The organism is Corynebacterium uberis (assembly GCF_020616335.1).
GTDB lineage: Bacteria > Actinomycetota > Actinomycetes > Mycobacteriales > Mycobacteriaceae > Corynebacterium > Corynebacterium uberis.
On sequence record NZ_CP085051.1, the window covers coordinates 482,255 to 506,219 of the forward strand.

General features: G+C 65.2%; 24 protein-coding genes. 17 read left to right on the forward strand and 7 right to left on the reverse strand.

Translation table 11 applies throughout. The features are described 5' to 3' along the window. The first annotated feature begins 125 nt into the window (after positions 1–125). From LH390_RS02215 to tsaD, 4 genes are read left to right on the forward strand one after another with little or no spacing between them, the layout of a single operon-like run. Complete coding sequence (locus LH390_RS02215) at positions 126–1,751, forward strand: aspartate:alanine exchanger family transporter (protein ID WP_227280796.1); 1,626 nt, start codon at positions 126–128, stop codon at positions 1,749–1,751. 30 nt (positions 1,752–1,781) lie between these two features. After that, positions 1,782–2,492: a tRNA (adenosine(37)-N6)-threonylcarbamoyltransferase complex dimerization subunit type 1 TsaB gene (gene tsaB / locus LH390_RS02220; RefSeq protein WP_227280795.1), complete on the forward strand. Its 711-nt coding sequence runs from the start codon at positions 1,782–1,784 to the stop codon at positions 2,490–2,492. Next, positions 2,489–2,956: a ribosomal protein S18-alanine N-acetyltransferase gene (rimI, locus tag LH390_RS02225; RefSeq protein ID WP_227280794.1), complete on the forward strand. Its 468-nt coding sequence runs from the start codon at positions 2,489–2,491 to the stop codon at positions 2,954–2,956. Before tsaB ends, rimI begins: the two co-directional genes overlap by 4 nt. Further along, on the forward strand, positions 2,953–4,008 hold the full coding sequence (tsaD, locus tag LH390_RS02230) for a tRNA (adenosine(37)-N6)-threonylcarbamoyltransferase complex transferase subunit TsaD (RefSeq protein ID WP_227280793.1): 1,056 nt from the start codon (positions 2,953–2,955) through the stop codon (positions 4,006–4,008). The genes rimI and tsaD overlap by 4 nt, the downstream gene beginning before the upstream one ends. Before the next feature lie 23 nt (positions 4,009–4,031). On the opposite strand, the gene LH390_RS02235 is transcribed toward tsaD, so the two are convergent. Further along, the gene (locus LH390_RS02235; protein ID WP_227280792.1) at positions 4,032–4,271 is read right to left on the reverse strand and encodes a hypothetical protein; all 240 of its coding nucleotides are present in this window, start codon (positions 4,269–4,271) and stop codon (positions 4,032–4,034) included. A gap of 180 nt (positions 4,272–4,451) precedes the next feature. Here LH390_RS02235 and LH390_RS02240 point away from each other — a divergent pair, with 180 nt between their 5' ends. After that, entirely contained in the window at positions 4,452–4,880 is a 429-nt protein-coding gene (locus LH390_RS02240) for a hypothetical protein (protein WP_227280791.1), read from the forward strand. Between the two features lie 73 nt (positions 4,881–4,953). Next, positions 4,954–5,118, forward strand: a complete 165-nt coding sequence (locus LH390_RS02245) for a hypothetical protein (RefSeq protein ID WP_227280790.1) — start codon at positions 4,954–4,956, stop codon at positions 5,116–5,118. 7 nt (positions 5,119–5,125) lie between these two features. Here LH390_RS02245 and LH390_RS02250 read toward each other — a convergent pair whose 3' ends face one another. Then, entirely contained in the window at positions 5,126–6,553 is a 1,428-nt protein-coding gene (locus LH390_RS02250) for an amino acid permease (RefSeq protein ID WP_227280789.1), read from the reverse strand. Positions 6,554–7,202: 649 nt separating this feature from the next. Here LH390_RS02250 and groES point away from each other — a divergent pair. From groES to LH390_RS02270, 4 genes are all read left to right on the forward strand, one after another. Continuing rightward, positions 7,203–7,502, forward strand: a complete 300-nt coding sequence (gene groES / locus LH390_RS02255; RefSeq protein WP_227282656.1) for a co-chaperone GroES — start codon at positions 7,203–7,205, stop codon at positions 7,500–7,502. A 20-nt stretch (positions 7,503–7,522) separates the two neighbouring features. Continuing rightward, positions 7,523–9,139 carry a chaperonin GroEL gene (gene groL / locus LH390_RS02260; RefSeq protein WP_227280788.1) on the forward strand — a complete coding sequence of 539 codons (1,617 nt, stop codon included), beginning with the start codon at positions 7,523–7,525 and terminating at the stop codon, positions 9,137–9,139. Positions 9,140–9,270: 131 nt separating this feature from the next. Beyond that, positions 9,271–9,954 (forward strand): pyroglutamyl-peptidase I family protein, encoded by a 684-nt coding sequence (locus tag LH390_RS02265; protein ID WP_227280787.1) that lies wholly within the window; start codon positions 9,271–9,273, stop codon positions 9,952–9,954. Positions 9,955–10,012: 58 nt separating this feature from the next. Beyond that, positions 10,013–10,723: a pyroglutamyl-peptidase I family protein gene (locus LH390_RS02270; protein WP_227280786.1), complete on the forward strand. Its 711-nt coding sequence runs from the start codon at positions 10,013–10,015 to the stop codon at positions 10,721–10,723. A 20-nt stretch (positions 10,724–10,743) separates the two neighbouring features. Here LH390_RS02270 and LH390_RS02275 read toward each other — a convergent pair whose 3' ends face one another. The 3 genes from LH390_RS02275 to LH390_RS02285 form a co-directional block, all read right to left on the reverse strand. Next, positions 10,744–11,205 (reverse strand): hypothetical protein, encoded by a 462-nt coding sequence (locus LH390_RS02275; RefSeq protein ID WP_227280785.1) that lies wholly within the window; start codon positions 11,203–11,205, stop codon positions 10,744–10,746. Beyond that, positions 11,202–11,972 carry a MurR/RpiR family transcriptional regulator gene (locus LH390_RS02280; RefSeq protein ID WP_227280784.1) on the reverse strand — a complete coding sequence of 257 codons (771 nt, stop codon included), beginning with the start codon at positions 11,970–11,972 and terminating at the stop codon, positions 11,202–11,204. Before LH390_RS02280 ends, LH390_RS02275 begins: the two co-directional genes overlap by 4 nt. 65 nt (positions 11,973–12,037) lie before the next feature. Next, on the reverse strand, positions 12,038–13,681 hold the full coding sequence (locus LH390_RS02285) for an alpha-glucoside-specific PTS transporter subunit IIBC (RefSeq protein WP_227326843.1): 1,644 nt from the start codon (positions 13,679–13,681) through the stop codon (positions 12,038–12,040). A 215-nt stretch (positions 13,682–13,896) separates the two neighbouring features. Here LH390_RS02285 and LH390_RS02290 point away from each other — a divergent pair, with 215 nt between their 5' ends. Further along, the gene (locus LH390_RS02290) at positions 13,897–14,772 is read left to right on the forward strand and encodes an endonuclease/exonuclease/phosphatase family protein (RefSeq protein ID WP_227280782.1); all 876 of its coding nucleotides are present in this window, start codon (positions 13,897–13,899) and stop codon (positions 14,770–14,772) included. After that, positions 14,765–16,519 (forward strand): alpha-glucosidase, encoded by a 1,755-nt coding sequence (locus LH390_RS02295; RefSeq protein ID WP_227280781.1) that lies wholly within the window; start codon positions 14,765–14,767, stop codon positions 16,517–16,519. The genes LH390_RS02290 and LH390_RS02295 overlap by 8 nt, the downstream gene beginning before the upstream one ends. Here the strand turns inward: LH390_RS02295 and LH390_RS02300 are convergent. After that, positions 16,516–16,818 carry a WhiB family transcriptional regulator gene (locus LH390_RS02300; RefSeq protein ID WP_227280780.1) on the reverse strand — a complete coding sequence of 101 codons (303 nt, stop codon included), beginning with the start codon at positions 16,816–16,818 and terminating at the stop codon, positions 16,516–16,518. The genes LH390_RS02295 and LH390_RS02300 overlap by 4 nt on opposite strands. A 246-nt stretch (positions 16,819–17,064) precedes the next feature. Here LH390_RS02300 and LH390_RS02305 point away from each other — a divergent pair, with 246 nt between their 5' ends. Both LH390_RS02305 and LH390_RS02310 read left to right on the forward strand, forming a co-directional pair. Next, a complete protein-coding gene (locus LH390_RS02305; protein WP_227337387.1) occupies positions 17,065–17,631 on the forward strand; it encodes a sigma-70 family RNA polymerase sigma factor in 567 nt (188 codons plus the stop codon). Positions 17,632–17,764: 133 nt separating this feature from the next. Then, positions 17,765–18,553 carry a hypothetical protein gene (locus LH390_RS02310; RefSeq protein WP_227337388.1) on the forward strand — a complete coding sequence of 263 codons (789 nt, stop codon included), beginning with the start codon at positions 17,765–17,767 and terminating at the stop codon, positions 18,551–18,553. A 98-nt stretch (positions 18,554–18,651) separates the two neighbouring features. Here LH390_RS02310 and LH390_RS02315 read toward each other — a convergent pair whose 3' ends face one another. Then, a complete protein-coding gene (locus LH390_RS02315; protein WP_227280777.1) occupies positions 18,652–19,023 on the reverse strand; it encodes a DUF5319 domain-containing protein in 372 nt (123 codons plus the stop codon). 168 nt (positions 19,024–19,191) lie between these two features. Here LH390_RS02315 and guaB point away from each other — a divergent pair, with 168 nt between their 5' ends. From guaB to LH390_RS02330, 3 genes are all read left to right on the forward strand, one after another. Beyond that, positions 19,192–20,712 carry an IMP dehydrogenase gene (gene guaB, locus LH390_RS02320; protein WP_227326844.1) on the forward strand — a complete coding sequence of 507 codons (1,521 nt, stop codon included), beginning with the start codon at positions 19,192–19,194 and terminating at the stop codon, positions 20,710–20,712. A gap of 24 nt (positions 20,713–20,736) precedes the next feature. Then, entirely contained in the window at positions 20,737–21,885 is a 1,149-nt protein-coding gene (locus LH390_RS02325; protein ID WP_227288262.1) for a GuaB3 family IMP dehydrogenase-related protein, read from the forward strand. Between the two features lie 193 nt (positions 21,886–22,078). Continuing rightward, positions 22,079–23,965: an amino acid transporter gene (locus tag LH390_RS02330; RefSeq protein WP_428845112.1), complete on the forward strand. Its 1,887-nt coding sequence runs from the start codon at positions 22,079–22,081 to the stop codon at positions 23,963–23,965.

Below are 23,965 nucleotides of genomic sequence, written 5' to 3' on the forward strand. Positions count from 1 at the left end.
GTGTCCGAACGGGCACAATATCCCCCAAAGGTTTCCCTGAAGCGGGCGTAATCGGATGTCTGGTCGGGGATGTCTTCCGCTTTTGTGCAGATATGGCCCCGTAAAGAGGGCTAGACAGGGTTACCATGGCAGTACTTTCTTATCTGGCGACGCAGCCGCTCATCGCGCTCATCCTCATCCTGGTCTTGGGCCTGGCAGCGGGTAAGGTGCGGCTGTTTAATATCTCGCTGGGCCCCGCGGCGGTGCTCTTTGTTGCCCTGGGCCTGTCTGCCCTCAACCCGGACATCAAGCTGCCTCCGCTGCTCTTCCAGCTCGGCCTGGCCATGTTCGTCTACGCCATCGGCTTGAGCGCCGGCGCACAGTTTTTCGCGGAGTTCCGCACCCGGGGCTGGCGGCTCAACCTCTTTATGGCGGGCCTGCTGCTGGTGGTGGGGGTCGTGTGCTTCCTGGTGGTCTCCGGGCTTGGGCTGGATGCGGTTAAGGGCGCGGGCATGTTTGCGGGCGTGTTGACGTCCACCCCGGCGATGGCGGCGATCGTGGCCATGGCGGAGGGCATTGATCCGGCGCGCGCCGGCGACGCCGTGATCGGCTACTCCCTGGTCTATCCGGGCGCGGTGCTCGCCTGCATCCTCGTTGCCGCGGTGGGTGCGAATGTGCTCAAGGTCGATCACGTGGAGGACGCCAAGAAGGAGGGGCTCATCGTCGCCCCGCTGGGCTGGCGGGCGCTGCGGCTGCGCGAAGATGTCGTGGCCGCCCACCCGGGGCTGCGCGTCGGGGATCTTGCCGGGTTGGTGGCCGCCCCGGTGGTGGTCACGCGCATTGTTGCGGGTCCGCGGGACCATGAGTTGGCGGATCCGGGCCGTGCGGTGACTGTCGGCATGGTGGTGGTGATCAACGGCACGCAGGAGGCGTTGGACGTCGCTGAGGCGGCTCTGGGCCACCAGGTGGAGGCGGACCTCCACGGTTCGGGCCTGGAGTTTCGCCGGCTGACGGTGTCTAATCCGGATGTGGAGGGGCGCACGATCGGGGAGCTTGACACCGTGGCCCACGGGTTTAGTATTGCCCGCCTGCGTCGGGGGGATATGGATATTGTGCCGCGCCCGGAGGAGGTCTTGCACTATTCGGACCGGGTGCGGGTGGTGGCCGCGCCGCAGCGGATGCGGGAGGTCAACGCGTTTTTCGGGGATTCGGAGCGCAAGCTTGCCGACGTCGATTTGCTGCCCTTCGCACTCGGCCTGCTGGGCGGCCTGCTCATCGGGGCGATCCCCATCCCGCTTCCCGGCGGCAACACCCTGGCGTTGGGCTTTGGCGGCGGGCCGATTGTGGCGGGCCTGATTTTGGGCGCGTTGGGCCGCTCTGGCGCGGTGCATTGGAAGATCCCGTATCACGCGAATCGGACCATTTCCGCGCTGGGCCTGGCGCTGTTCCTGGCGGGCGTGGGCACCACGGCAGGTGCCGGCTTCCGGGCGGCGCTAACGGACGTGTCCTCGCTGATCTTTGTGGGCGTGGGTTTTGTCATCACCGTGGTGGCGGCCCTGGTTACTGCCCTGGTGACCATGAAGACGATGCACCTGACGTGGGATGAGGCGATGGGCGTCATGGCTGGGGGCACCACCAATCCGGCGATCATCTCCTACCTCAACGGCCAGACGGGCACGGAGTTGCCCACCCGCGGCTACGCTACGGTCTACCCCACGGCGATGGTGGGCAAGATTCTGGTGGGCCAGGTGCTCTTGCTGCTGCTGTTGTAGGCGTACCGGCGGCGGGTAGGCTTGTCAGCCGTGTTAGTTCTTGCCATCGATACTGCTACGAGTCATATGGTCACCGGCCTGGTGCGCACCCCGGATATGGCGGTGGTGGCCCAGCGCAGCATCGCTGGTTCGCGGGCGCACAATGAGGCCCTGGTGCCCAGCGTCCAGGAGTGCCTGGATGAGGCGGGGGTGAGCTTTGGAGACCTGGACGCCGTGGTCGCCGGGGTGGGGCCGGGCCCGTTTACGGGGCTGCGGGTAGGCATGGTCTCTGCGCAGGCGATTGGCCAAGCGCTGGGGATTCCGGTCTTTGGGGTGTGCACGCATGATGCCATCGCGGCCGACGCCGCAGGCACCGCCAACAGGGCAGCTGCGGACACGGCAGCCGCAGGCACAGCCGCCGCGGATCGATCTGTGCTGGTGGTCACGGATGCGCGGCGTCGGGAAGTCTATTGGTCCGCCTACCGGGGCGGGCGGCGTGTCGCGGGGCCGGACGTGTGCGCGCCGGGCCAGATTCCTGCCCGCGGCGAGGTGGTGGTTGCCGCTGAGTCGGTGCGCGGGAAGCTGGAGCTGGGGCAGGGGGGCGTCGATACGCGGGATGCAGTGCCCACCCCGGCGGGGTTGGTGGCGGTGGCCGACCTGGATGCGCGGCCGGAGCCGCTGGTGCCGCTGTATTTGCGCCGCCCGGATGCTGTTGCGCCGTCGCTCGTGGTCTCTCCTGCGGTGCCGGCGGTTGAGCTATGAGGTTGCGCGCGGCGTCGCAGGCGGATGTCCCGGCCATCGCGCGGCTGGAGGGCGAGCTTTTCGCGGGGGAAAGCCCGTGGTCTGCGGCTGTGGTTGCCGCTGAGGTGGCGCACCCGGCGTGCCGATACCTGGTGGCAGATGACGCCGCCCAGGTGGTGGGCTACGTGGGGTTGGCGCGCTTGGGCCCACCTGCGGACCCGGAGTTTGAGGTCCACACCATCGGCGTGGCGCCCAGTGCGCAGGGCCGTGGGGTGGGCAGGGCGTTGCTTGAGGCGGTGCTGGAGCACGCCGATGCCGCCGGCGGCCCAGTGTTTTTGGAGGTCCGCACCGACAATGCGGCGGCGATCGGGCTGTATGAGTCCGTGGGATTTGTGCGCCTGGGCGTGCGGAAGAATTACTATCAACCCTCCGGGGCGGATGCGTTTACCATGCGCCGCGGGGTGAAGGGACAAGACGAGCAATGATCATCCTGGGTATTGAAAGCTCCTGCGATGAGACCGGCGTGGGCATCGTGGAATTGTCTGCGGACGGCGCGGTGCGGGTGCTGGCTAACGCGGTGGCCTCCTCGATGGATCAGCATGCCCGCTTCGGCGGGGTGGTCCCGGAGATTGCGTCGCGCGCGCACCTGGAGTCGATGGTTCCGGTGATGGATGAGGCGTTGCGCCAGGCGGGCATAGCGCGTCCCGACGCCGTCGCCGCCACCGTGGGCCCCGGGCTTGCTGGTGCGTTGCTCGTCGGCGCGTCCGCGGCTAAGGCCTACGCCGCCGCCTGGGGGGTGCCCTTCTACGGGGTCAACCACTTGGGCGGGCACGTCGCCGTGGCCAGCCTGGAAGGCGACGCCCTGGGGCACGCCGTGGCGCTGCTGGTGTCCGGTGGGCACACCCAAATCCTTGAGGTTCCCGGCCCCGGCTTGCCCATGCGGGAGCTGGGCTCCACGCTTGACGACGCCGCCGGGGAGGCCTATGACAAAGTCGCCCGCCTGCTCGGCCTGGGCTACCCGGGCGGACCGGTCATCGATACGCTTGCCCGCCGCGGCAACCCGCAGGCCATCGCCTTTCCCCGGGGTCTGACCAAGCGGGTCGACGAGGAACGCGGGCACGCCTATGACTTCTCCTTTTCTGGGCTGAAAACCGCCGTCGCCCGCTACGTCGAGGCCGCCGAGCGCGAGGGGCGCACCATCGACGTGGCTGACGTGTGCGCCTCCTTTCAAGAGGCAGTGTGCGATGTGCTCACCGCCAAGGCGGTGCGCGCCTGCGTGGACGTGCAGGCCCCCACGCTGCTGCTCGGCGGGGGAGTGGCGGCCAACTCGCGGCTGCGGGAGCTCGCCCAGCAGCGCTGCGCGGCGGCCGGGGTGGCGCTGCGGGTGCCCTCGCCTGCGCTGTGCACCGACAACGGATTGATGATCGCCACCGTCGCCGCCCAGCTCATCCACGCCGGGGCTGCGCCTTCGGGACTCCAGGTGGGCACCAATCCCTCCCTGGAGGTGGAGGTGCCGCTGGTGGCTGCGGACCGGTAGCAACGGGGCGTCGATAAGCGGGATTAGCGCGCGTCCGGGTCCGTCCGATCGCCCAGGTAGCGGGGCGTGTTTTCCGGATGCGCGTCGGTGGGCAGCCCGCTCGGGCGCGCGCGCCACAGGACGCCAACCAGCACCGTCATGCCGGCGGAAGCGATCGCCGTGGCGCCAATGCGCGGCAGGGTGGTAAAGCCTTCGCAGAAAATCCCGAAGAGTATGAAGGTGAGAAAGAAAGTGGTGATGGCTATCAGCCCGCCCTTGCGCATCGCGGCCTCCTTGTCTTGGTGGGGAAGTCTCGGGCAGTTGTGCAGTCGAGCATAGATGCGCTGATGAAATCTTGGCCAACACCTGGTGAAATCTGCCCAACCTGGGCCCCGACGATGCCGGATTGCCGGTAGCTTCGGGCTGGATACGCCCGTGAAAACTCGCCAGGAAGGACCATCCCCGTGGCCGATTCGACCGACACCGCGCCCCTGCGTGCGGTGCGCATCACCCCCGACCTTGAGTGTGAACAGGTCCGGGTGCGCCCGGCCGTGCTGCACGATCCCGCCCTGACGCGCGTGCCGGTGCAATTCGTCGAGGGCGGTGAGGTGCTCGTCGCGCTCGTCGATGCCGATAGCGCGCACCCCAACGCCGCGGCATCGCTGGGGCGGGCCGCCGCCGCCACGGGCAACTCGGCCTTCTTCGCCGACCCCTCCCGCGCGCTGTGCGGCACGGTGCTCATCGTCGGCCCGCAGGACTCCTCGCTTTCCGACGCCGCCCTCACCGAAATCCACGACGGCGTGCGCGCCGCGCAGGACTACCGGGAAGACCTGCCGGTGGAGTTCCGGCTCTGGAAGAATGCGGCGCGCAACCTCGGAGCTGAACAGGGCTGATGCTTGCCGGGGGGGGGAGCGCGGTTAGGCTGGGCTGGCGTACAGGAATTCCCCGGATGAAAAGGAGTCAGCAATGATCAGCATTGGTATCTGGGAGCTGGTCGCCGTCGCCCTTGTCTTGGCGGTGATTGTGGCAATCGTGGCCGCCATCGTGGTTCTTTCCCGCCGGTCCCGCGAGCGGCATCACACCCGCGGCGAGGGTGCTGCGGGTACCGGCCGGCTGGACGGCACCGCCTAGCGCTCGGCTAGGCGGTGAGCCCGCGGCGGCGAATCCCCAGCCCCGAGATCGCGGCGAACCACACGAGTGCGGCGATGAGTCCCCAGCGGGTGTCGTCGGCAAGCACAAGGACCACCACCATCGTGGCAAAGAAAACCAGCACCCCCACCGCGGAGGCGCGCCCGCCGGGAACCGGAAACACGGAGGCCTCATGGGCCTGCGGCTGGCGGCGCCGGAACACCAGGTAAGAAAACGTCACCGCGCCCCACACCCCCATAAACAGCGTCGCAGACATGGAGGTGACCATGGTAAACGCCTCCAACACCCCGTCGCCGGTAGCCATGAGCACGATCGCGGCCAACAGGAAAATGCACGACAACGTCAGCGCATTGCGCGGCACATGCCGGGGAGACAGCCGCGCAAAAATCCGCGGCGCATCGCCGGACTGGGCCAACCCATAGACCATCCGGGACGTGGAATAAATCCCGGAATTGGCCGAGGACGCCGCAGACGTGATGACCACCAAATTAACGATCGTCGCCGCCGCCGGCACCCCAGTCAGCGCGAACATCGTGACAAACGGCGAATTCTGCGGCACGATCTCATCCCACGGCGTGACCATCATGATCACCGTCAGCGACCCGATATAAAACAACACCACCCGGATGGGAATGGAATTAATGGCCTTGGGCAGGGCCGTCGCCGGATCCCGCGTCTCCGCCACCGCCGTGCCCACCAACTCAATGCCCACAAACGCAAACAAAGCGATCTGGAAGCCGGTGATAAACCCACCCAGCCCATTAGGGAAGATGCCCCCGTGCGCCCACAAGTTACTCACCGCCGCCTGTGACCCCGCGGCGTTGACATGGTGGAGACAAATAAGCACCACACCAAGGACAATGAGCGCCACGATGGCCACCACCTTAATCATGGCGAACCAAAACTCCGTCTCCCCAAAAGCCTTCACCGTCAGCGCATTGAGGAAAAACAGCAGCGCGATCGTGCCCAGAATAGGAATCCACGCCGGCAGGTCGGGCCACCAAAAACGGAAATACCCGCAGATAGCAATCAGATCCGCCACACCAGTGACGATCCAGCACAGCCAGTACGTCCAGCTGATAGCAAAGCCGGCCCAGGGGCCCATGTAGGTCTCCGCGATATCAGAAAAGGACCGGAAGCTCGGGTTGGCCAGCAAAATCTCGCCCATGCAGCGCATGAACAAAAACAGGGCGAAACCGATGATCGCGTAAACCAGCAGAATCGACGGGCCCGCCAGGGAGATCGTCTTGCCAGAGCCCATGAACAAACCGGTGCCAATGGCCCCGCCGATGGCGATGAGCTGAATGTGGCGATTATCCAGGTTGCGTTTGAGGTCACGGTCCTCAGGCGCTTGTGCGGGCGGGGCGCTGGCGTGTGCTGCGCGCTGGTGTGGCGAGCGCGGCGCGGGGGTGGTCATGACGGGATCTCCAGTCCGAGTGATATCTGTCGCTCAATTGGCGTAAGCGACACTGTAGTACGTCTGCCTCATTCCGCGCGCGTTGTGGGCGGTGGTTGCTGGCGGGGGTTGGCTCTTCTGTGGTTCCTGCGTCTCGGGGCCCCTTGGGGGCCTGTGCCCCGGGGCCTCCTTGCACCGTGTGACTGGTGTGACTGGGTGAGTGCGTTTTCGGGGGTAAAAAGGGCGCGTTTCGGGGGTGTTTTGTGCACCGTGTTAATCCCACCAGTCACACGGTGCAAGGAGACGGTACGAGGAGGGCGGTGTAGGGGGCTGCTGCAAGGGGGCGGCGCGAGGAGGGCGGTACGAGGAGGGCGGCGCAAGGGGACGGCGCAAGGGGACGGCGCAAGGGGGCAGCGCTAGACAGGCCCGCGCCCTGCGTGACCGCGGGAGGGGGAAGGCCTGCGGGGGCGGAGGACCGCAGGGTACGAGTCCTGCAGCAGGCGTGGGTCCCGGCGCTGTGCCGGACGGTTGAAGCCTGGCACTCACGAGGGTAGAGTGCCAGTCAGGTTGTGCGACGCACAGTTGTTCACCCGCGACGACGGCTGTGGAAGCCAAAAGCAACCGGCTCAACATTCGCAGTATTCCAAGATCATTCAATGGAGGAATGACAGTGGCAAACGTCAACATCACCCCGCTCGAAGACCGGATCCTCGTCCAGATCAATGAGGCTGAGACCACCACCGCGTCTGGCCTGGTTATCCCGGACTCCGCGAAGGAGAAGCCGCAGGAGGCCACCGTTATCGCCGTGGGCGCCGGGCGCTTTGATGACAAGGGTGAGCGCATTCCGGTGGACGTCAAGGAGGGCGATACCGTGATCTTCTCCCGCTACGGCGGCACCGAGATCAAGTACCAGGGCGAGGACTACCTCATCCTGTCCGCTCGCGACGTGCTCGCCGTCGTCGCTAAGTAATTAAGGGGGAATGACCCTACATGCCTAAGCTGATTGCTTTTGATCAGGAGGCCCGGGAGGGCATCCTGCGCGGCGTCGATACGCTGGCTAACGCGGTCAAGGTCACGCTTGGCCCGCGCGGTCGCAATGTTGTGCTGGCCAAGTCCTTTGGCGGGCCGACGGTGACCAATGATGGTGTGACCATCGCCCGCGATATTGATGTCGAGGAGCCTTTTGAAAACCTCGGCGCCCAGCTGGTCAAGTCGGTGGCCATTAAGACCAACGACATTGCCGGTGACGGCACCACCACGGCTACGTTGCTGGCCCAGGCGCTCATCGCTGAGGGGCTGCGCAACGTGGCGGCTGGCGCTAATCCCATCGAGCTCAACCGCGGCATCGCTGCTGGTGTTGAGAAGGTTGTTGAGGAGCTGCGTGCCCGCGCGACCGAGGTCTCGTCGACCACGGAGATCGCCAACGTGGCCACCGTTTCTTCGCGCGATGAGCTCATCGGTGAGATGGTCGCCGGGGCGATGGACAAGGTGGGCAAGGACGGCGTGCTGACCGTCGAGGAGTCCCAGACCATCGACTCCACCCTGGAGATCACTGAGGGCGTGTCCTTTGACAAGGGCTTTTTGTCCCCGTACTTCATCACCGACACGGACACGCAGCAGGCGGTGCTTGACGACGCCCTCGTGCTCCTCGTGCGCAACAAGATCTCCTCGTTGCCGGACTTCCTGCCCCTGCTGGAAAAGATTGCCGAATCCGGCAAGCAGGCACTCATCGTTGCCGAAGACATTGAAGGCGAGGCCCTGCAGGCCCTGGTGGTCAACTCGCTGCGCAAGACCCTCAAGGTCGCGGCCGTGAAGTCGCCCTACTTTGGGGAACGCCGCAAGGCCTTCATGGACGACCTGGCCGTGGTGACCGCCGCGACCGTCGTTGACCCCGAGGTTGGCATCACGCTGGCTGAGGCCGGCGAGGAGGTCTTCGGTTCGGCCCGCCGCGTGAGCATCACCAAGGATGAGACCGTCATCGTCGATGGTGCCGGGACCGCCGAGGATGTTGAGGCCCGCCGCGCCCAGATCCGCCGCGACATTGAGCGCACGGACTCCTCCTGGGATAAGGAGAAGCTGGAAGAGCGCCTGGCCAAGCTGTCCGGTGGCGTAGCGGTGATCAAGGTCGGCGCCGCCACGGAGACCGAGGTCGCCGAGCGCAAGCTGCGCGTCGAAGACGCCATCAACGCTGCGCGCGCCGCGGCGCAGGAAGGCATCATCGCCGGCGGCGGCTCCGCCCTGGTGCAGATTGCCAAGGAGCTTGAGACCTACGCCGAGCAGTTCGACGGCGAGGCCAAGACCGGTGTGCTGGCACTGTCCCGCGCGCTGGTCAAGCCCACCTTCTGGATCGCCCAGAATGCTGGCGTGGACGGCTCCGTGGTTGTTGCCCGCACCCAGGAGCTGGACAACGGCTCCGGCTTTAACGCCGCAACCCTGGAGTACGGCAACCTGCTGGATGCTGGCATCATCGACCCGGTTAAGGTCACCCACTCCGCGGTGGTCAACGCCGGATCTGTCGCCCGCATGGTGCTGACCACCGACGCTTCGGTGGTAGAAAAGCCCAAGGAAGAGCAGCCTGCCGCGGGTGGTCACCACCACCACCACTAAGCTCGCTGCTTTCCCGCACCCCCAGCACGCCCCGGCCTGCTGGGGGTGCGGTCTTTTCGGCGGGCCGCGGACTGTCCTACCGAACAATGGTCTAGTGGCGTGGTGGCGGCGGCGTCGTTAATGTAGTGGACATGGCTACCACTCGCAGAGACTTTCTCAAGGCCGCGATGATCGCCGGGGGCGCAGTCGCCGCCGGCCCGATGTTCGCCGGTGCCACGGCTGGCGCCAGCACAACCGGAACCATCGTGCTGACCGGATACAGCCCGTTCGGGGGCCGCAGCATCAACACCGCCTGGGACGTCGCCCAGGCCGCGGGGCGCCTTCTCGACGCCGATTCCGGCCTCAACGTAGTGGTCACGCAGCTTCCCACCGACTGGACCCGCTACCGCCAGCAACTGCTCGACCTGGTGTCCCAGCACCACCCGGACCTGCTGCTCGGGCTGGGCGAGCGCGGGGGACTCATGCCCGCACCCGCGATGGAGCTGCACGCCTACAACCAGGGAAAGGGCGTAGACGCGCACGGCAACAACGGCCCCGGCGAGCTGGTCCCCGGCGGGCCCGCGGAGATCGTCGCCCCGGAGGCAAACCGCCAGGCCTACAAGGCCGCCCGGGCGGAAGGCCACAAGATCAACCCCAGCTATGACGCCGGGCGCTACCTGTGCAACGCGGAGCTCTACACCAACCTGTCGCTCCAGCAGCAGGGCGCCGTGGCCGCGGCCGGTTTCATCCACGTTCCGGCGCTGCGCACCTCCCAGGACAAGAAGATCGATATCTTCGCCCAGGCCGTCGCCGCCACGGCGCGCAATTTGGTCTAATACTGCGGCGCGCGGGGCCAGAAGCCCTTTATGACCAGCTCCGGCCTATACTGTTGCCATGACGACGCGGAGGAGCTTTCTCAAAGGTGCAGCAGTACTAGGCGGCGCGCTGGTAACCGGGGTGGGGCTGGGCCCTGGCATTGCACAGGCGTGCTGCGCCCCAACGATCCTGATCACCGGGTATAGCCCCTTCGGCGGGCGCAAGATCAACACCTCCTGGGATGTGGCCCAGCAGGTGGGCGCCATCCTGCGCGCCGATGATTACTACGTTGACGTGGAGCTGGTGCCCACCGATTGGACCAACTACCGCCCGCGCATCCTGTCCCTGGTAGAAGAGCGCACCCCCATCGTCGTCCTTGGCATCGGCGAGCGCGGCGGCTACTTCTACGCCCCGGCGATGGAATTGCGCGCCTTTAATAAAGCCCAGGGCACCGATGCTTTTGGCAACTCCGCTCCCGCCGAATTGGTGCCCGGTGGGCCCGGCGAGATTGCAGCGCCGGAGGCAAACAAGCTGGCCTATCAGGCCGCCCGCGCCGCGGGCTACAAGATCAACCCCAGCTATGACGCGGGACGCTTCTTGTGCAACGCGGAGCTTTACACCAACCTGTCTTTGGTTAATGACAAAAAGATTGCCGCCGGGGGTTTTGTCCACGTGCCGGCGTTGAAGACCTCGGAAGATAAGAAGGTCGGCGAGTTTGCGCAGGCCATCGCGGAGACGGTGCGGCACCTGGCGGCCAGCACCGGCTGGTGGGACGCCCCACGCCGCTAAATAGGCGGACTCTAGTGGCGCTAGCCGGCCGCCGTGAGCAGCCGTACTTCTGCGGTGGCTACCAGGGCGAGGGCAAGGCCCAGGACGATCAGGGCTGCCGCTAAAACCGGCCCGGGCACCCGCGGTTGAGCGCGTGTGGGGTTGCGCGTCGCCCCGACAATCAGCGCTCCGGCAAGGATCGCGCCGGGCAGGTTGAAGGCCAGCACTTGTTGGACGGCCGCGCAGCAGGCGATGATGCGCAGCCACCCGGTGGAGCGTCCGGCGGCGACGAGCAGCCCGGCGAAAAGGGCTGTCAGGGCGGCGTGTGCCGCGCCGAGGGCGGCGCTGGGGCTTGCCGTGGCGTACTCGGAAAGGCTCACCGCGGCGCCGCTGAGGGTCAGGCCTACGAAGGCGGCGTAGGCAACCGCGCTCAACAGCCAGTACCAGCAGGCCAGGCGGGCGGTGCGGTGGGGGTCAGTCAGCCAAATGCGCAGGGTGCTCATGGGAGTAGGTGGTGGCTTTCGCGGTAGTTCATGTACTGGCGGATGAGGTAGTCCAGGGCGATGCTCAGCCCGATGCTGGAGTAGTAGTCCCCCTGATGCCCCTCCGGGGTAATGCGGCTGGCCACGTAGTGGAGGTTCCAGGTGGCCAAGCCGGCCAGGGGGTTGTGGCTGAGCCGGGTGACGGCGAGCACCGGGATGTCTCGCAGTCGGGCGGCCTGGGCCGTGGCGGCGGCGTCCTCACGAGTGCCGCTCAGGGAGACGATGACCAGCAGGTCCGTGGGCTTAATCAGCGGCAGCGCGGCGGTGATCTCCGTGGCCGTGGAGATGGTGGTCGATGCGGTGCGGTTGGCCACGAGGGACTTGGAAAACTCGTTGGCCGCCATGCGTTGGGAGTATCCGGTGGCGTAGCAGTAGACCGTACCGGCGTTGGCAATGGCCTCCAGGATCGGGTCGAGCCGGGTGTTGTCTAGCTGGTCAAGGGTCTGGGTGATGTCCTCGCGCAGGGCTGCGATGCGGTCGATTCCGGTAGCAGCATCGCGTTCGCGAAGGCTCGTGCGCAGGAAGTACTTCAACTCCGCGAACCCGCTAAATCCCAGCCTTTTGGCCAGCCGCAGCACCGACGAGGTGGAGGTGAAGGTTCGGTGGGCGACGTGCTGGACGGAGGCCTGTGCGGCCTCCTCCTGGTTGTCCAGGAGGTAGGTCAGGATCGTCTTTTCGGTGTCGTTCCATCCGCCGTGTGTGGCGGAGATGACGGCGTCCAGGTTCACGCTGCCGGTGGTCCTTCCGGGGACGAGGGGTTGGGGTCTCGTCCCCCGACTGTAGCCGGTGGCTCTTAGGCGTCCTGATTGACCATCGCTTCGAACTTATCGCGCACCTGCGGCACGTCCATGCCCACGATGACCTGAAGGGCCTTGCCCTTGTTCACCAGCCCGAGGGCGCCGGCTGATTTGAAATCTTCCGCCGCGGCAACCAGCTCCGGGTCTGCCACGGAGACGCGCAGTCGGGTGGCGCAGTTGTTCATGCTGGTGATGTTGTCCGGACCGCCGAGCAGTGCCAGGAAGGCGGTGGCGCGGGGGCTGAAGGGATCGGAGGTGGTGGCGTCGGTGCTTTCGGTGCCTTTGGTGTTGGCGGGGGCGTCGATAAGCGATTCGGTGTCATCGCTGTTCTTCTTGTTCTTCTTGGCCTCCCGGTACTCCGCTTTGGAGTAGAGCTTCACATCTGCATTGTCTTCACGCCCGGGGGTCTTGAAGTTGAATGTGAGGATGAGGAAGCGGAAGACCACAAAGTACAGGGCAGTAAAGGTCAGCCCAATGCCGATCTGCATGAGGTAGATGCTGTGGTGGTTGGACCACATGGGGATCCAGTTTTGGGCGAAGAAGTCGATGAGCCCGCCGCCCATATTTCCTACCAGCCCAAAGTGGTACATCAGCCCGGACATCAATCCGGCGAACACGGCGTGCAGGGCAAAGAGCGGGGGTGCCACGAACAGGAAGGTAAATTCCAGCGGCTCGGTGATGCCGGTGATGACGGCGGTGAGTACCACGGGGATGAGCAGCGCGAGGGTTTCCTTGCGCTTTTCGGCCTTGGCAGTGGTGTAGAACGCGGCGGCGATGCCGAGCGGTGCGAAGACTTTGGAGTTGCCGTGGAGGGCGAATCCGCCGCCGGGGAAGAGCTCCTTGAGGGGGCTGGTGGAGGCGGAGAAGGTCTCGATGTGCTGGATCCAGTAGGCCTGGATGCCCTCGGGCACGACGGCGGGACCGAAGATGAACGGGGAGTAGACAAAGTGGTGGAGGCCGGTGGGGATGAGGATGCGTTCAAGGAACGTGTACAGGCCTACGCCGATCGCCCCGGAGGAGACCAAGAATCCTTGCAGTGAGGCGATGCCCAGTTGCACCTGCGGCCAGACCAGGCACACGAGCAGGGCCAGCGGGATCATCAGCAGCATGCCCACGGCGTAGACGTATTGGCTGCCCTGGAAGATGCCCAGAAACTCGGGCAGCTTCTTTTCAAAGTAGCGGTTGTGAATCCACACGGCGATGGCGGCGATGAAAATGGCGCCCAGGATGCCGGTGTCGAGGGTCTTGATTCCGGCGATCATTTTCAGCCCGGATTCGCCGCCGGCTTCCGCGGAGTAGTCCACCCCAAAGGTGTCGCCGAATGCTTCGAGCATGGCGCCGACAAAGTAATTGAAGGTCAGATAGATCATCGCCGTTTCCAGCACGGCGCGCGCGTTGGCCATTTTTGCCAGGGCGATGGGCAGCCCGAGGACAAAGAGCAGTTCCATCTGGTTGAACACGGTCCACGACCCCGCCTCCCAGATGCCCCAGAAGGTGGACCACCAGGTTCCGTCGGCGGCCAGCGAGCCGAAAATCTGTTCATTTTGGGCGATGATGGCCAGTGCAACTGCTAGGCCTGCGACGGCGAACAGGAGCACGGGTGCCAGCATGGCGGAGCCGAAGCGTTGGACCTTTTCCATGGCCGGGTAACCCTTTCGCGTGGGGGTCAGTGGTTTTTGCATGCCCGAGCTTATTGTCGCGCGCTGGCAGATTCCGCCTGAATACGGGTTTTTGGAATTTGTGCCGCCGGTGTGGCACAAGGTTCATGGGTGTGGCTCCCAGATTCGGTGTGCGCGGGGGAGGTGGGCCTTTAGGGTGGGCGGTACCCGGACCCGTGGAAAGGACAGATCCGTTCGTGAACATTCTCACCCTAAACGCACATAGTTGGTGCGAGCCGGATCAGCCGGCGAAAATCATGGAGGTTGCGCGGCTGTTGGTGCGGGAGCGTATCGACGTCGTGGCAATTCAGGAAGCCAATCAACTGCACGCGGGCATTCCCGGCGCTCATCCCGTGGTGCAGGTTCATGGGGATGTTGCTGCTGGCGCGGACAATTACGCGGATCTGTTGGCCCGGGCGTGCCGGCATCTTGGGGTGGATTATCAGGCCCACTGGGTGGAGGCCCACCTGGGTTTTGGGATCTATGACGAAGGCGTCGCCGTGCTCGTGCGTGCCCAGGGTCCGGAGGCGCCGCGGGTGCGGGATGTGGTTCCGGTGCTGGTGGGCGACTACCCGTTTGCGGACGTGCGCCGTCGGGTTGTGCTCGCCGTGCGCATTGAGGTCCAGGGGCAGTCCCTGTGGGTGGCGTCGGGGCATTTTTCCTGGTGGGAGATGGACGGGCAGCCCCAGTTCGCCCAGGAGTGGGAGGCGTTTTCCCGGTGGGCGCGCTCGTGCGGCCAGGAGCTGGTCATTCTGGCCGGCGATCTCAACGCCCCGGCGGACGCCTCGGGCCAGGGTGCGGATCTGTGGCGCTCCCACGGCTGGGTGGATACCCGCGATGCGTGTGCCCGCCCGGAGGGGTGCCAGACGATCGTCGGGGGGATTGCCGGGTGGGAGGATGCCCGTGAGGCAATGCGCATTGACTATGTGCTGAGTAATCGTCCGGTGGATGTGGACGCGCATCGGGTGGTCTTTGGGCATGATTCAGATACTCCCGTGGTGTCCGATCATGCCGGTGTATTAGTGGCTATGAACATGCAATCGTCAGGGAAGGAAACATTCGTCGATGAGTAAGAATCCCAGTTCCGCGCAGTGGTGGTCCGATTCCGTGGTCTACCAGGTCTATCCGCGCAGTTTCCATGATTCCAATGGAGACGGCGTGGGCGACATTCCGGGAATCACCCAGAAGCTGCCATATATCAAGTCCTTGGGCGTGGACGTGGTGTGGCTGTCTCCGGTGTATCGCTCGCCTAATGATGACAACGGGTATGACATCAGCGATTACCGCGACATCATGGAAGAGTTTGGCACGCTGGCCGATTTTGATGAGATGCTGGCCACGGCCCATGAGCTGGGCCTAAAGATCATGATGGACCTGGTGGTCAACCACACCTCGGATGAGCACGAGTGGTTTGTGCAGTCGCGCTCCTCGCGGGAGAATCCCTACCGGGATTACTACATTTGGCGCGATCCTGCCGGGTTCGCCGAGGACGGCACGCCCCTGCCGCCGAATAACTGGGGCTCAGAGTTTGGTGGTTCGGCCTGGGAGTATGACGAGCACACGGAGCAGTTCTATCTGCACATTTTCTCGCGCAAGCAGCCGGATCTGAACTGGCGCAACCCGAAGGTGCGCCAGGAGGTCACGGACATCATCACCTTCTGGCAGGACCGCGGCGTGGACGGGTGGCGCGTGGACGCCTTTGCCGGTACGGACAAGCCGGAGGGCTTCCCGGATGATCCGAACCAGCAGCCGGGCCGCTACACCTCCTCCGGGGCGTTTTTGAACAACGGCCCGAAGGTCCACGACTACCTGCGCCACATGAACACCACCGCGTGGTCCCAGGTGGATGCGCTGACGGTGGGGGAGATGGCTGTGCCCACCCCGGAGGACGGCAAGGCGTTTACGGCGCAGGATCGTCAGGAGCTGGACCAGATCATCCACTTTGAGCATGTGTCTTTGGCCCCCTCGAAGCGCTTTGGGCCTAAGTTCACGGTGCATAAGCCGTCTTTGGTGGAGCTTAAGGGGGTGCTGGATTCCTGGCAGGCGGGCCTGCACGATGATGGCTGGATTGCCCTGTATTGGGATAACCACGATCAGCCGCGGGTGGTGTCGCGTTTTGGTGATGCGTCGGCGGAGTTTCGGGCGGTGTCGGCCAAGGCGCTGGCCACGGTGCTCTACTTCCAGCAGGGCACGCCGTATATCTATGAGGGCCAGGAGATCGGCATGACCAATGCTGGTTTCGATTCCATCTCGCGCTACCGCGATCTGGATACGCTCAATTGGTATCGGGAGCGGGTGGAGGAGCGTGAGGAGCTCACGCCGTCGCAGGCGATGGCCTACATCCATGAGAAGAGCCGGGACAATGCCCGCACGCCGATGCAGTGGGATGATTCCGCGTACGCGGGGTTTAGCTCGGCGGCGCCGTGGATTGATGTCAATCCGGCGTATAAGCAGATCAATGTCGCCGCGCAGGAGGATGACCCGGATTCGGTGCTCAACTTCTACCGCAGGCTGCTGGAGTTGCGCCGTGGTCAGCTCGCCGATGTGGTCCGGGAGGGCAGCTATGAGCCCATCGCCCCGCAGGATCGCAGCGTGTATTCCTATCGCCGGGTGCGTGGCGATGCGGAGTTGACGGTGGTGGTCAATTGCACGTCGCGCGATGTCACCTACACCAAGGTGGAGCCGGCGGCGGGCGCCAAGCTGGTGTTGGCCAACTATCCGGATAGTGCGCAGGTGGCGGCTCCCAGCGATGGTGTGGTGGAGCTGCGCCCGTGGGAGGCGCTGGTCTTTTTTGCGCCGGCAGCCCAAGCCCAGGGCTAGCTGGTGACCCAGGTGCGAATACGGGCGCGTCGGCGCAGCTCGGTGAGGCGTTCGGATTCGCTCATGCCGCCCCAGATGCCATAGGGTTCGGCGGCGCGTAGCGCGTGTTCGCGGCAGGCGTCGATGACGGGGCAGGTGGCGCAGATGGCTTTGGCTGTTTCTTCGCGCTGGGTGCGGGCGCGGCCGCGTTCCCCGTCAGGGTGGTAGAACACCTCCGAGTTGGCGCCGCGGCAGGCGCCGTGGAGTTGCCAGTCCCACAGGTCCGCGTTGGGGCCGGGTAGGAGGTGGGTGACAGTCATCGTGGAGGTCTCCTTGGGTTGCGGGGTGGGTCCGCAAGCAGTATGGGCAGTGGCTGTAAACGGCGGGTGTCTGGGTTGTTGCCGTGCTGGATGGGGGGAGTAAAAGATAGGTGAATTTTGGGGGTAGCCGGTGGAATGTGGTGCTGTATCGTAAGATGACAATTCACAGACTTCGCCTCCGCCTGGTGCGTGCGAGGATCAGCAATGGAAGTTATTCGGACGAGGGCGAGCAGGAAACGTGATGCTATGAGCGGGACTGGGGAGGAGCTTGAAGCTCTTGTCGCCCCCGCTGTGGCGGGAGACCGTGGGGCGTTGCAGCGCTTGACTGCCAAGATCTATCCAGCGGTGCTGCGCTATTCCCGCGTTCGTATTTCTGGGAGCCGGACCCCTACTGCTGAGGACGTTGCGCAGGATGCGTGCCTTGCTATCGCGACGTCGATAAGCAAGTACCAGGATCAGGGCCGTCCGTTTATGGCGTACGTCTACGGGGTGGCGGCGCATAAGGTTGCCGATGCGCGCCGGGCGTTGTCGCGGGATTTGTCGAGCCCCACCGATGAGGTGCTGGATCGGGTTTCGGGCGATGCTAATCCGGAGGATTGGGCCCTGTGGAATGACGGTGGTAACAGAGCGCGGCTTCTTCTCGATTCATTAAGTGACAAGGCTCGCGACATCCTGATTCTGAGGGTTTTTGTGGGCTTAAGCGCCGAGGAGACGGCCGCTGCAGTGGGCAGCACTCCGGGCGCGGTGCGGGTGGCTCAGCATCGGGCGCTCGCAACGTTGAGGAAGAAGATTGAGCAGGGAGAGGGACTATGACGCAGCGTCGAGGCAGCGGTTTCGGCCAGGAGAGGGCAGGCGATGACGTCGCCGCCTTCGCCGATGCTGATTCCTTCCTGTCCGATCTCTCGCGCGGCTATGACCCCTCTGATGGGGCGATGAACTCGCCGCATTGTTGCTCGCGTTGCGCGATGAGATTGAGGGGGACCCTTTCCCCCAGGCTCCCATACTTCCGGAGGAATCGCGTGCCGACGCCCCCGTGGCCGCCGTGTCCGATCTTGAGGAGCACCGCGCGCGTCGCCGCGGCATCAGCCCGCTGGCGTCCGGATTCGTCGGGGCGGCTGCGGCGACGGCCGTCATCGTCGGAAGCGGCGCAATGGTCTACAGCGCAGATCCCGGCTCCCCGCTTTATGGTCTATCCACCGAGGTCTTCGGGGACCGCGAGCATGAGTCCACCATGGTCGAGCTGGCGGGCACCCTCGATGAGATGAACAATCGCGCCGAGCGCGGGGACATGACCGGGGCCCGGCTGCTCATTGACCAAGCGCGCAACCTGTTGCAGGAGCGCTCCGGCGCGCCCGCCTCCGCACCCGCCCCCGATGCCGCCCCGACCCCCGACCAGCGCAGCACCATCACCGGGCGCGGTGATACCACCACGGTGACGGTGACCACCCCGGTGCCGATGCCGCAGCCGGAGGAACACCGCGACACCGCCGATAAGCACCGAGAAGCCCCGGTCACGGTCACGGAGACCGTCACCGAGCAGCAGACGGTGACGGTGGCTATCCCCGATACCGCCCCGGGTGTGGCGCCGAAACCTGCCGCCACCATCGAGCCACAGGTGGCGGAGCGCGGCGTGGAGGATGCCGGCGACGGAGTGGGCGTGTGGGTGCCCAACCTTGTCGATGGCGGCGGCGCCGGCACCGATAGCCCCCGCAGCCAGGCGCGCGAGGCGCACTAGCCGGGCGCGGCGGTGCGTCGGCACGGCGCGCGGGGTGCGGGGCGCAACCGCCCGTGAACCCACCCCCCGTGAGTGCACCCCCGGAAAAAAGGGGGCCGTTAGCGCCCACGCATGCCGTCGAGGTAGCCCACCGCGTAGTCCCAGGGGACGTAGCATTCCACCGTGGGGTTGGCGCTGGGCTCGTGGACGGGGCTGATCTTTTCGGCCAGGGTGGCGCGCATGTTGGACGCCAGGATGTCCCAGTCAAAGTAGTGGTTGATGCCGCAGTCTTCACACAGGAAGAAGATGCCCAAGATCCCCTTGGGCTCTAGGAAGCGCTTGAATTGGGAGACCAGCGCGAGGTCGCGTTGGATGTCCTGGCGTTCCTCGTCCGACAGCGGGGGCATGGGTTCATCGGCTTCCAAGAACGACGCCGGATCATTCGGGTCGTCGGCGAAGGGGTCCAACGGCATCTGGAATTCGAAACTCACCTGGCCGATCCTACCTTTGATCGATGCGCCGGGGGCCGCTGGGTGGTGGTCGCTGGCCTTTAGTGGCGTTGTGGGCCGCCCGACCGCGCTCATCGTGCGTGTGATGGTTAGAGTAAGGGGGACTGTAGGCACTTTTCTCGTGGGTCAAGTAAGTGAGGAGAACACAATATGGCAGATCGTCGCGTGGCAACCGGTGGGGACGATCCGAATAAGGTTGCTTTGCAGGGGCTGACCTTTGATGATGTGCTCCTGCTTCCGGCGGAGTCGAATGTGGTGCCCAGTGAGGTAGACACCACGGCGCAATTCACCCGCAACATTCGCCTAGGGTTGCCGGTGGCGTCCGCGGCCATGGATACGGTCACCGAGGCACGCATGGCTATTGCTATGGCGCGCCAGGGTGGTATCGGGGTGCTGCACCGCAACCTGTCGGCCACCGAGCAGGCGGAGCAGGTGGAGATGGTCAAGCGCTCTGAGTCCGGCATGATTACGGATCCGGTGACGTGTACCCCGGAGATGACCATCGGGGACGTCGATGCGCTGTGTGCCCGGTTCCGCATTTCTGGTCTGCCGGTGGTGGATGCGCAGGGGCGCCTGGTGGGCATTTGCACTAACCGGGACATGCGATTCGAGCCGGATCAGCAGCGCGTCGTTGCTGAGGTGATGACGCCGATGCCGCTGGTGACCGCCCGGGAGGGCGTGAGCAAACAGGAGGCGCTGGAGCTGCTCAGCGCCAACAAGGTGGAAAAGCTGCCCATCGTCAACGATGACGGCATTCTCACCGGCCTGATCACAGTGAAGGACTTTGTTAAGACCGAGCAGTACCCCATCGCGTCGAAGGATGACTCCGGCCGCCTGCTTGTCGCCGCGGGCATTGGTACCGGTCAGGATGCCTACGAGCGCGCCGGCCAGCTGGTGGATGCCGGCGTCGATGTCCTCATCGTGGATTCGGCGCACGCCCACAACAACCGCGTCCTGGAGATGGTCTCTCGGGTGAAGAAGGACTTCGGTGCGCGTATCGACGTCGTCGGCGGCAACCTTGCCACGCGCGAAGCGGCACAAGCGATGGTGGATGCGGGTGCCGACGGCATCAAGGTGGGCATCGGGCCGGGCTCCATCTGCACCACCCGCGTGGTTGCCGGCGTGGGCGCCCCGCAGATCACCGCCATCCTGGAGGCAGCGGTTCCCGCCCACGCCGCCGGGGTGCCCGTCATCGCCGACGGCGGTATGCAGTTCTCCGGCGACGTGGCCAAGGCGCTGGCCGCCGGCGCGGATACCGTCATGCTGGGCTCCATGCTCGCCGGTACCACCGAGGCGCCGGGCGATATCGTGGTGGTCCAAGGCAAGCAGTACAAGCGCTACCGCGGCATGGGCTCCATGGGCGCGATGCAGGGCCGCGGCTTGTCCGGGGAGAAGCGCTCCTACTCCAAGGACCGGTACTTCCAGGCTGACGTGCACAGTGAGGACAAGCTGGTTCCGGAGGGCATCGAGGGGCGGGTGCCGTTCCGCGGGTCCATCGATACCATCACCCACCAGATCATCGGCGGCCTGCGCGCGGCCATGGGGTACACCGGCTCGGCGACCATCGCTGACCTGCAGCAGGCCCGCTTTGTCCAGATCACGTCCGCTGGGTTGCGGGAATCCCATCCGCATGACATCACCCAGACCGTCGAGGCACCGAACTACCACTAGGAAGTAAGAAGGCAAGCAGCAGTCATGCGTGACTTTGTAGAAATCGGCATCGGCCGCCAGGCGCGGCACACCTACCATCTCGATGAGATTTCGATCGTGCCCACGCGGCGTACCCGCTCCTCCAAGGACGTGGACACCACCTGGCATATCGATGCCTATACCTTTGACATTCCGGTGATGAGCCACCCCTCCGACGCGCTCGCCAGCCCGGAGTTTGTCATGGAGCTTGGCCGCCAGGGCGGCCTCGGCGTGATCAACGCCGAGGGGCTGTGGGGCCGCCACGAGGACGTCGAGGCTGCTGTTGCCACGGTGGTCGCCGCCGTCGACGCCCACGGCGTTGCCAGCGCGCAGGCCAACAAGGTGCTCCAGGAGCTGCACGCCGCGCCCATCGACCAGGACCTGCTGGCGGCGCGCATCGACCAGGTGCGCACATCCGGGGCGACGGTGGCTGTGCGCGTCTCCCCGCAAAACGCACGCGAGCTGGCCCCCCAGGTGGTCAAGGCCGGCGCGGAGTTGCTGATCATCCAGGGCACGACCATCTCCGCCGAGCACGTGGCCCAGGGCGGCGAGCCGCTCAACCTCAAGGACTACGTGGGCTCGCTGGACGTGCCCGTTATTGCCGGCGGGGTGTATGACTACACCACGGCCATCCACCTCATGCGCACAGGCGCGGCCGGCGTGATTGTCGGCGGTGGGTGCAACACCAACCCGATGTCCTTGGGCATGGATGTTCACCTGGCCACCGCGATTGCGGATGTGGCTGCCGCGCGCCGGGACTACCTGGATGAGACCGGGGGCCGCTACGTGCACATCATCGCCGATGATGGGGCGCTGCAGACCTCCGGCGACGTGGCCAAGGCGATTGCGTGTGGCGCCGATGCGGTCATGCTGGGCACGCCCCTGGCCGCTGCCGCGGAGGCGCAAACGCCCGGCTATTTCTGGCCCTCGGTGGCGGCGCACCCGCGCTTCCCCCGCGGCCTGGTGGTCACCACGGGAGACGAGCTGGACGTGGCGGAGCAGCCGAGCCTGGAGACGATTCTGCACGGCCCCTCGGCGGATCCCACGGGTCAGCTCAACATCGTTGGGGGCCTGCGCCGCGCGATGGCTAAGTGTGGGTACACGGATTTGAAGTCCTTCCAGAAGGTTGACTTGGCCACAAATTCCTACCTCTGACCTGCGGGTTTATGCAGGATGTGAAAAAGTAGACATGTGATCGGCGTCACGGCCTTGTGGTCGGGCGTCCGGTCTGCTGGCCCCGGGATGTGGCGATGACAAGCCACAATGCTCCCGGGGCCTTAATTTATCTAGAAATATCTAGACCATAGGGCGATTTGTTCCCGCCTCACACGGGTGTAGATTCCGTCTGATGATCAAGCCAAAGCCCCAGTTTTCAGGGGTGTCTCATCAGGGTGAAAACCCGTCCGCGCAAGCCCCGAAAAAGGTCGCTCGCGCTGGAGAAACGCCGGCCAGCCATCCCTGGTGGAAGGTGATGTGCCTGTCCGGAGTGGACTACTTTTCCACGCTCGGTTATCAGCCAGGAATTGCCGTCATGGCCGCCGGGGTGCTCGCCCCCGTGGCCACCCTGCTCCTGGTGGCCGTCACGCTGCTGGGCGTGGTGCCGGTCTACCGGCGCATCGCCCAACAATCGCCAGAAGGTCTAGGTTCCGTGGCGCTCATCGCGCGGCTCGTCCATGGGTGGAAGGGCGCATTTATCATCCTGGTTTTGCTGGGATTCGCGCTCACGGATTTCATGATCACCATCACCCTGTCTTGTGCGGACGCAGCCACCCACGTTCTGCACAGCGCCTCCTCGCCCTGGATCATCCCGGTCACCGTCGCCTTCGTCTGCGCCTTGGCGGGGGTGTTTCTGCGCGGATTCCGGGAGGCCGTGGGGGTGGCCGTCGTGCTCGTTGTTGCGTACCTGGCCCTCAACGCGGTGGTGATTGGGCGGTGCTTTGTGGCTCTGTACGCGGACCCGACTCCCTTGGCCGGATGGTGGCAGCAGCTGTCCATGGCGGGGGCGCATCCGGCGGATATGGCGCTGGTGGCGTGCCTGGTCTTTCCCAAGCTGGCGCTGGGCCTGTCCGGTTTTGAAACCGGGGTCTCTGTCATGCCCTTGATCCGTGCGCACAGCGTGGAACAGCGGGTTCGCTGTGGCAAGGTGTTGCTGGCGGTTAGTGCGGCGCTGATGTGCGGCTACCTGGTGTGTTCGTCGATTGTGACCACGGTGCTTATCCCGGAGGCGGCGTTGCATGCGGGCGGGCCGGCGGATGGGCGGGCGTTGTCCTGGCTGGCCCACCAATACCTGGGGCAGGGCTTTGGTGCCTGCTATGACCTGGCCTCGGTGGCGATTCTCTGGTTTGCCGGTGCCTCGGCGATGTCCGGGATGCTGGCGCTGATTCCGCGCTACCTGCCGCGCATGGGCATGGCGCCGCAGTGGGCGCGGCGGCGGCGCCCGATGGTGGTTGCCTTGAGCGTCATCGCGGTGGTGGTCACGGTGGCCTTCGAGGCGGACGTGGATCGCCAGTCTGGCGCGTATGCCACGGGGGTGCTCGTGCTTTTGGTCTCGGGTGCGGCGGCGGTGTCCGTGACGTCGCGGTCGCGGAAGGCGCGGGTCATCGGCGGGGTGACCACGGCGGTTTTGGGCTATACGCTGGTGGCCAACATTGTGGAGCGCCCGGACGGGCTGAAGGTGGGGGCGTGCTTCATCGTGGGCATCGTGGTGGTCTCTGTGGTGTCGCGGGCGTGGCGCTCCTTTGAGTTGCGCGATGGCGGCGTGAGTTTTGACACTCGGGCAGAAAACATCATTCGGGCGGCAGGCTCCGGGTCGCAGATCGCCCTGGTTCCGTGCCGCCAGGGGGTGGGCGCGGATGGGTTGGCGTCAAAGGAAGTGCGTGTCCGTTCGGCAAATGGTTTAGAGGACGAGTCGCTGATTTTCGTGGCGGTCACGCTTAGTGACCCGGCGACGTTCGCCGGACACCTCACGGTGCGCGGTTCGATGATCAACTCGGTGCCGGTGTTGACGTGTACGGCGCCCTCTGTGGCTAACGCGGTGGCAGTTGTTGCCTTGGCTATCCAGTCATTGACGCAGGTCAGCCCGGATATCTATTTTGAGTGGGCGCCGGGAAATCCGTTGTGTGACATGATCAGGTTCATCGCCACCGGTCGCGGCCAGAACGCGACGGCGACACAGGAGATGCTGCGGCGGTTCGCTCCTGATGGGCGTCCGCGCCCACAGGTGCATATCAGTTAA

Excerpts from the sequence above, each read along its gene's own strand:
- LH390_RS02270 (WP_227280786.1), top strand. The coding sequence starts at position 10,013 with ATGACGACGCGGAGGAGCTTTCTCAAAGGTGCAGCAGTACTAGGCGGC.
- LH390_RS02250 (WP_227280789.1), bottom strand. The coding sequence starts at position 6,553 with ATGACCACCCCCGCGCCGCGCTCGCCACACCAGCGCGCAGCACACGCC.
- LH390_RS02275 (WP_227280785.1), bottom strand. The coding sequence starts at position 11,205 with ATGAGCACCCTGCGCATTTGGCTGACTGACCCCCACCGCACCGCCCGC.
- guaB (WP_227326844.1), top strand. The coding sequence starts at position 19,192 with ATGGCAGATCGTCGCGTGGCAACCGGTGGGGACGATCCGAATAAGGTT.
- LH390_RS02300 (WP_227280780.1), bottom strand. The coding sequence starts at position 16,818 with ATGACTGTCACCCACCTCCTACCCGGCCCCAACGCGGACCTGTGGGAC.
- groL (WP_227280788.1), top strand. The coding sequence starts at position 7,523 with ATGCCTAAGCTGATTGCTTTTGATCAGGAGGCCCGGGAGGGCATCCTG.
- LH390_RS02215 (WP_227280796.1), top strand. The coding sequence starts at position 126 with ATGGCAGTACTTTCTTATCTGGCGACGCAGCCGCTCATCGCGCTCATC.
- LH390_RS02330 (WP_428845112.1), top strand. The coding sequence starts at position 22,079 with ATGATCAAGCCAAAGCCCCAGTTTTCAGGGGTGTCTCATCAGGGTGAA.
- LH390_RS02265 (WP_227280787.1), top strand. The coding sequence starts at position 9,271 with ATGGCTACCACTCGCAGAGACTTTCTCAAGGCCGCGATGATCGCCGGG.
- LH390_RS02305 (WP_227337387.1), top strand. The coding sequence starts at position 17,065 with ATGAGCGGGACTGGGGAGGAGCTTGAAGCTCTTGTCGCCCCCGCTGTG.
- tsaD (WP_227280793.1), top strand. The coding sequence starts at position 2,953 with ATGATCATCCTGGGTATTGAAAGCTCCTGCGATGAGACCGGCGTGGGC.
- LH390_RS02325 (WP_227288262.1), top strand. The coding sequence starts at position 20,737 with ATGCGTGACTTTGTAGAAATCGGCATCGGCCGCCAGGCGCGGCACACC.
- LH390_RS02235 (WP_227280792.1), bottom strand. The coding sequence starts at position 4,271 with ATGCGCAAGGGCGGGCTGATAGCCATCACCACTTTCTTTCTCACCTTC.
- LH390_RS02245 (WP_227280790.1), top strand. The coding sequence starts at position 4,954 with ATGATCAGCATTGGTATCTGGGAGCTGGTCGCCGTCGCCCTTGTCTTG.
- rimI (WP_227280794.1), top strand. The coding sequence starts at position 2,489 with ATGAGGTTGCGCGCGGCGTCGCAGGCGGATGTCCCGGCCATCGCGCGG.
- LH390_RS02285 (WP_227326843.1), bottom strand. The coding sequence starts at position 13,681 with ATGGAAAAGGTCCAACGCTTCGGCTCCGCCATGCTGGCACCCGTGCTC.
- LH390_RS02295 (WP_227280781.1), top strand. The coding sequence starts at position 14,765 with ATGAGTAAGAATCCCAGTTCCGCGCAGTGGTGGTCCGATTCCGTGGTC.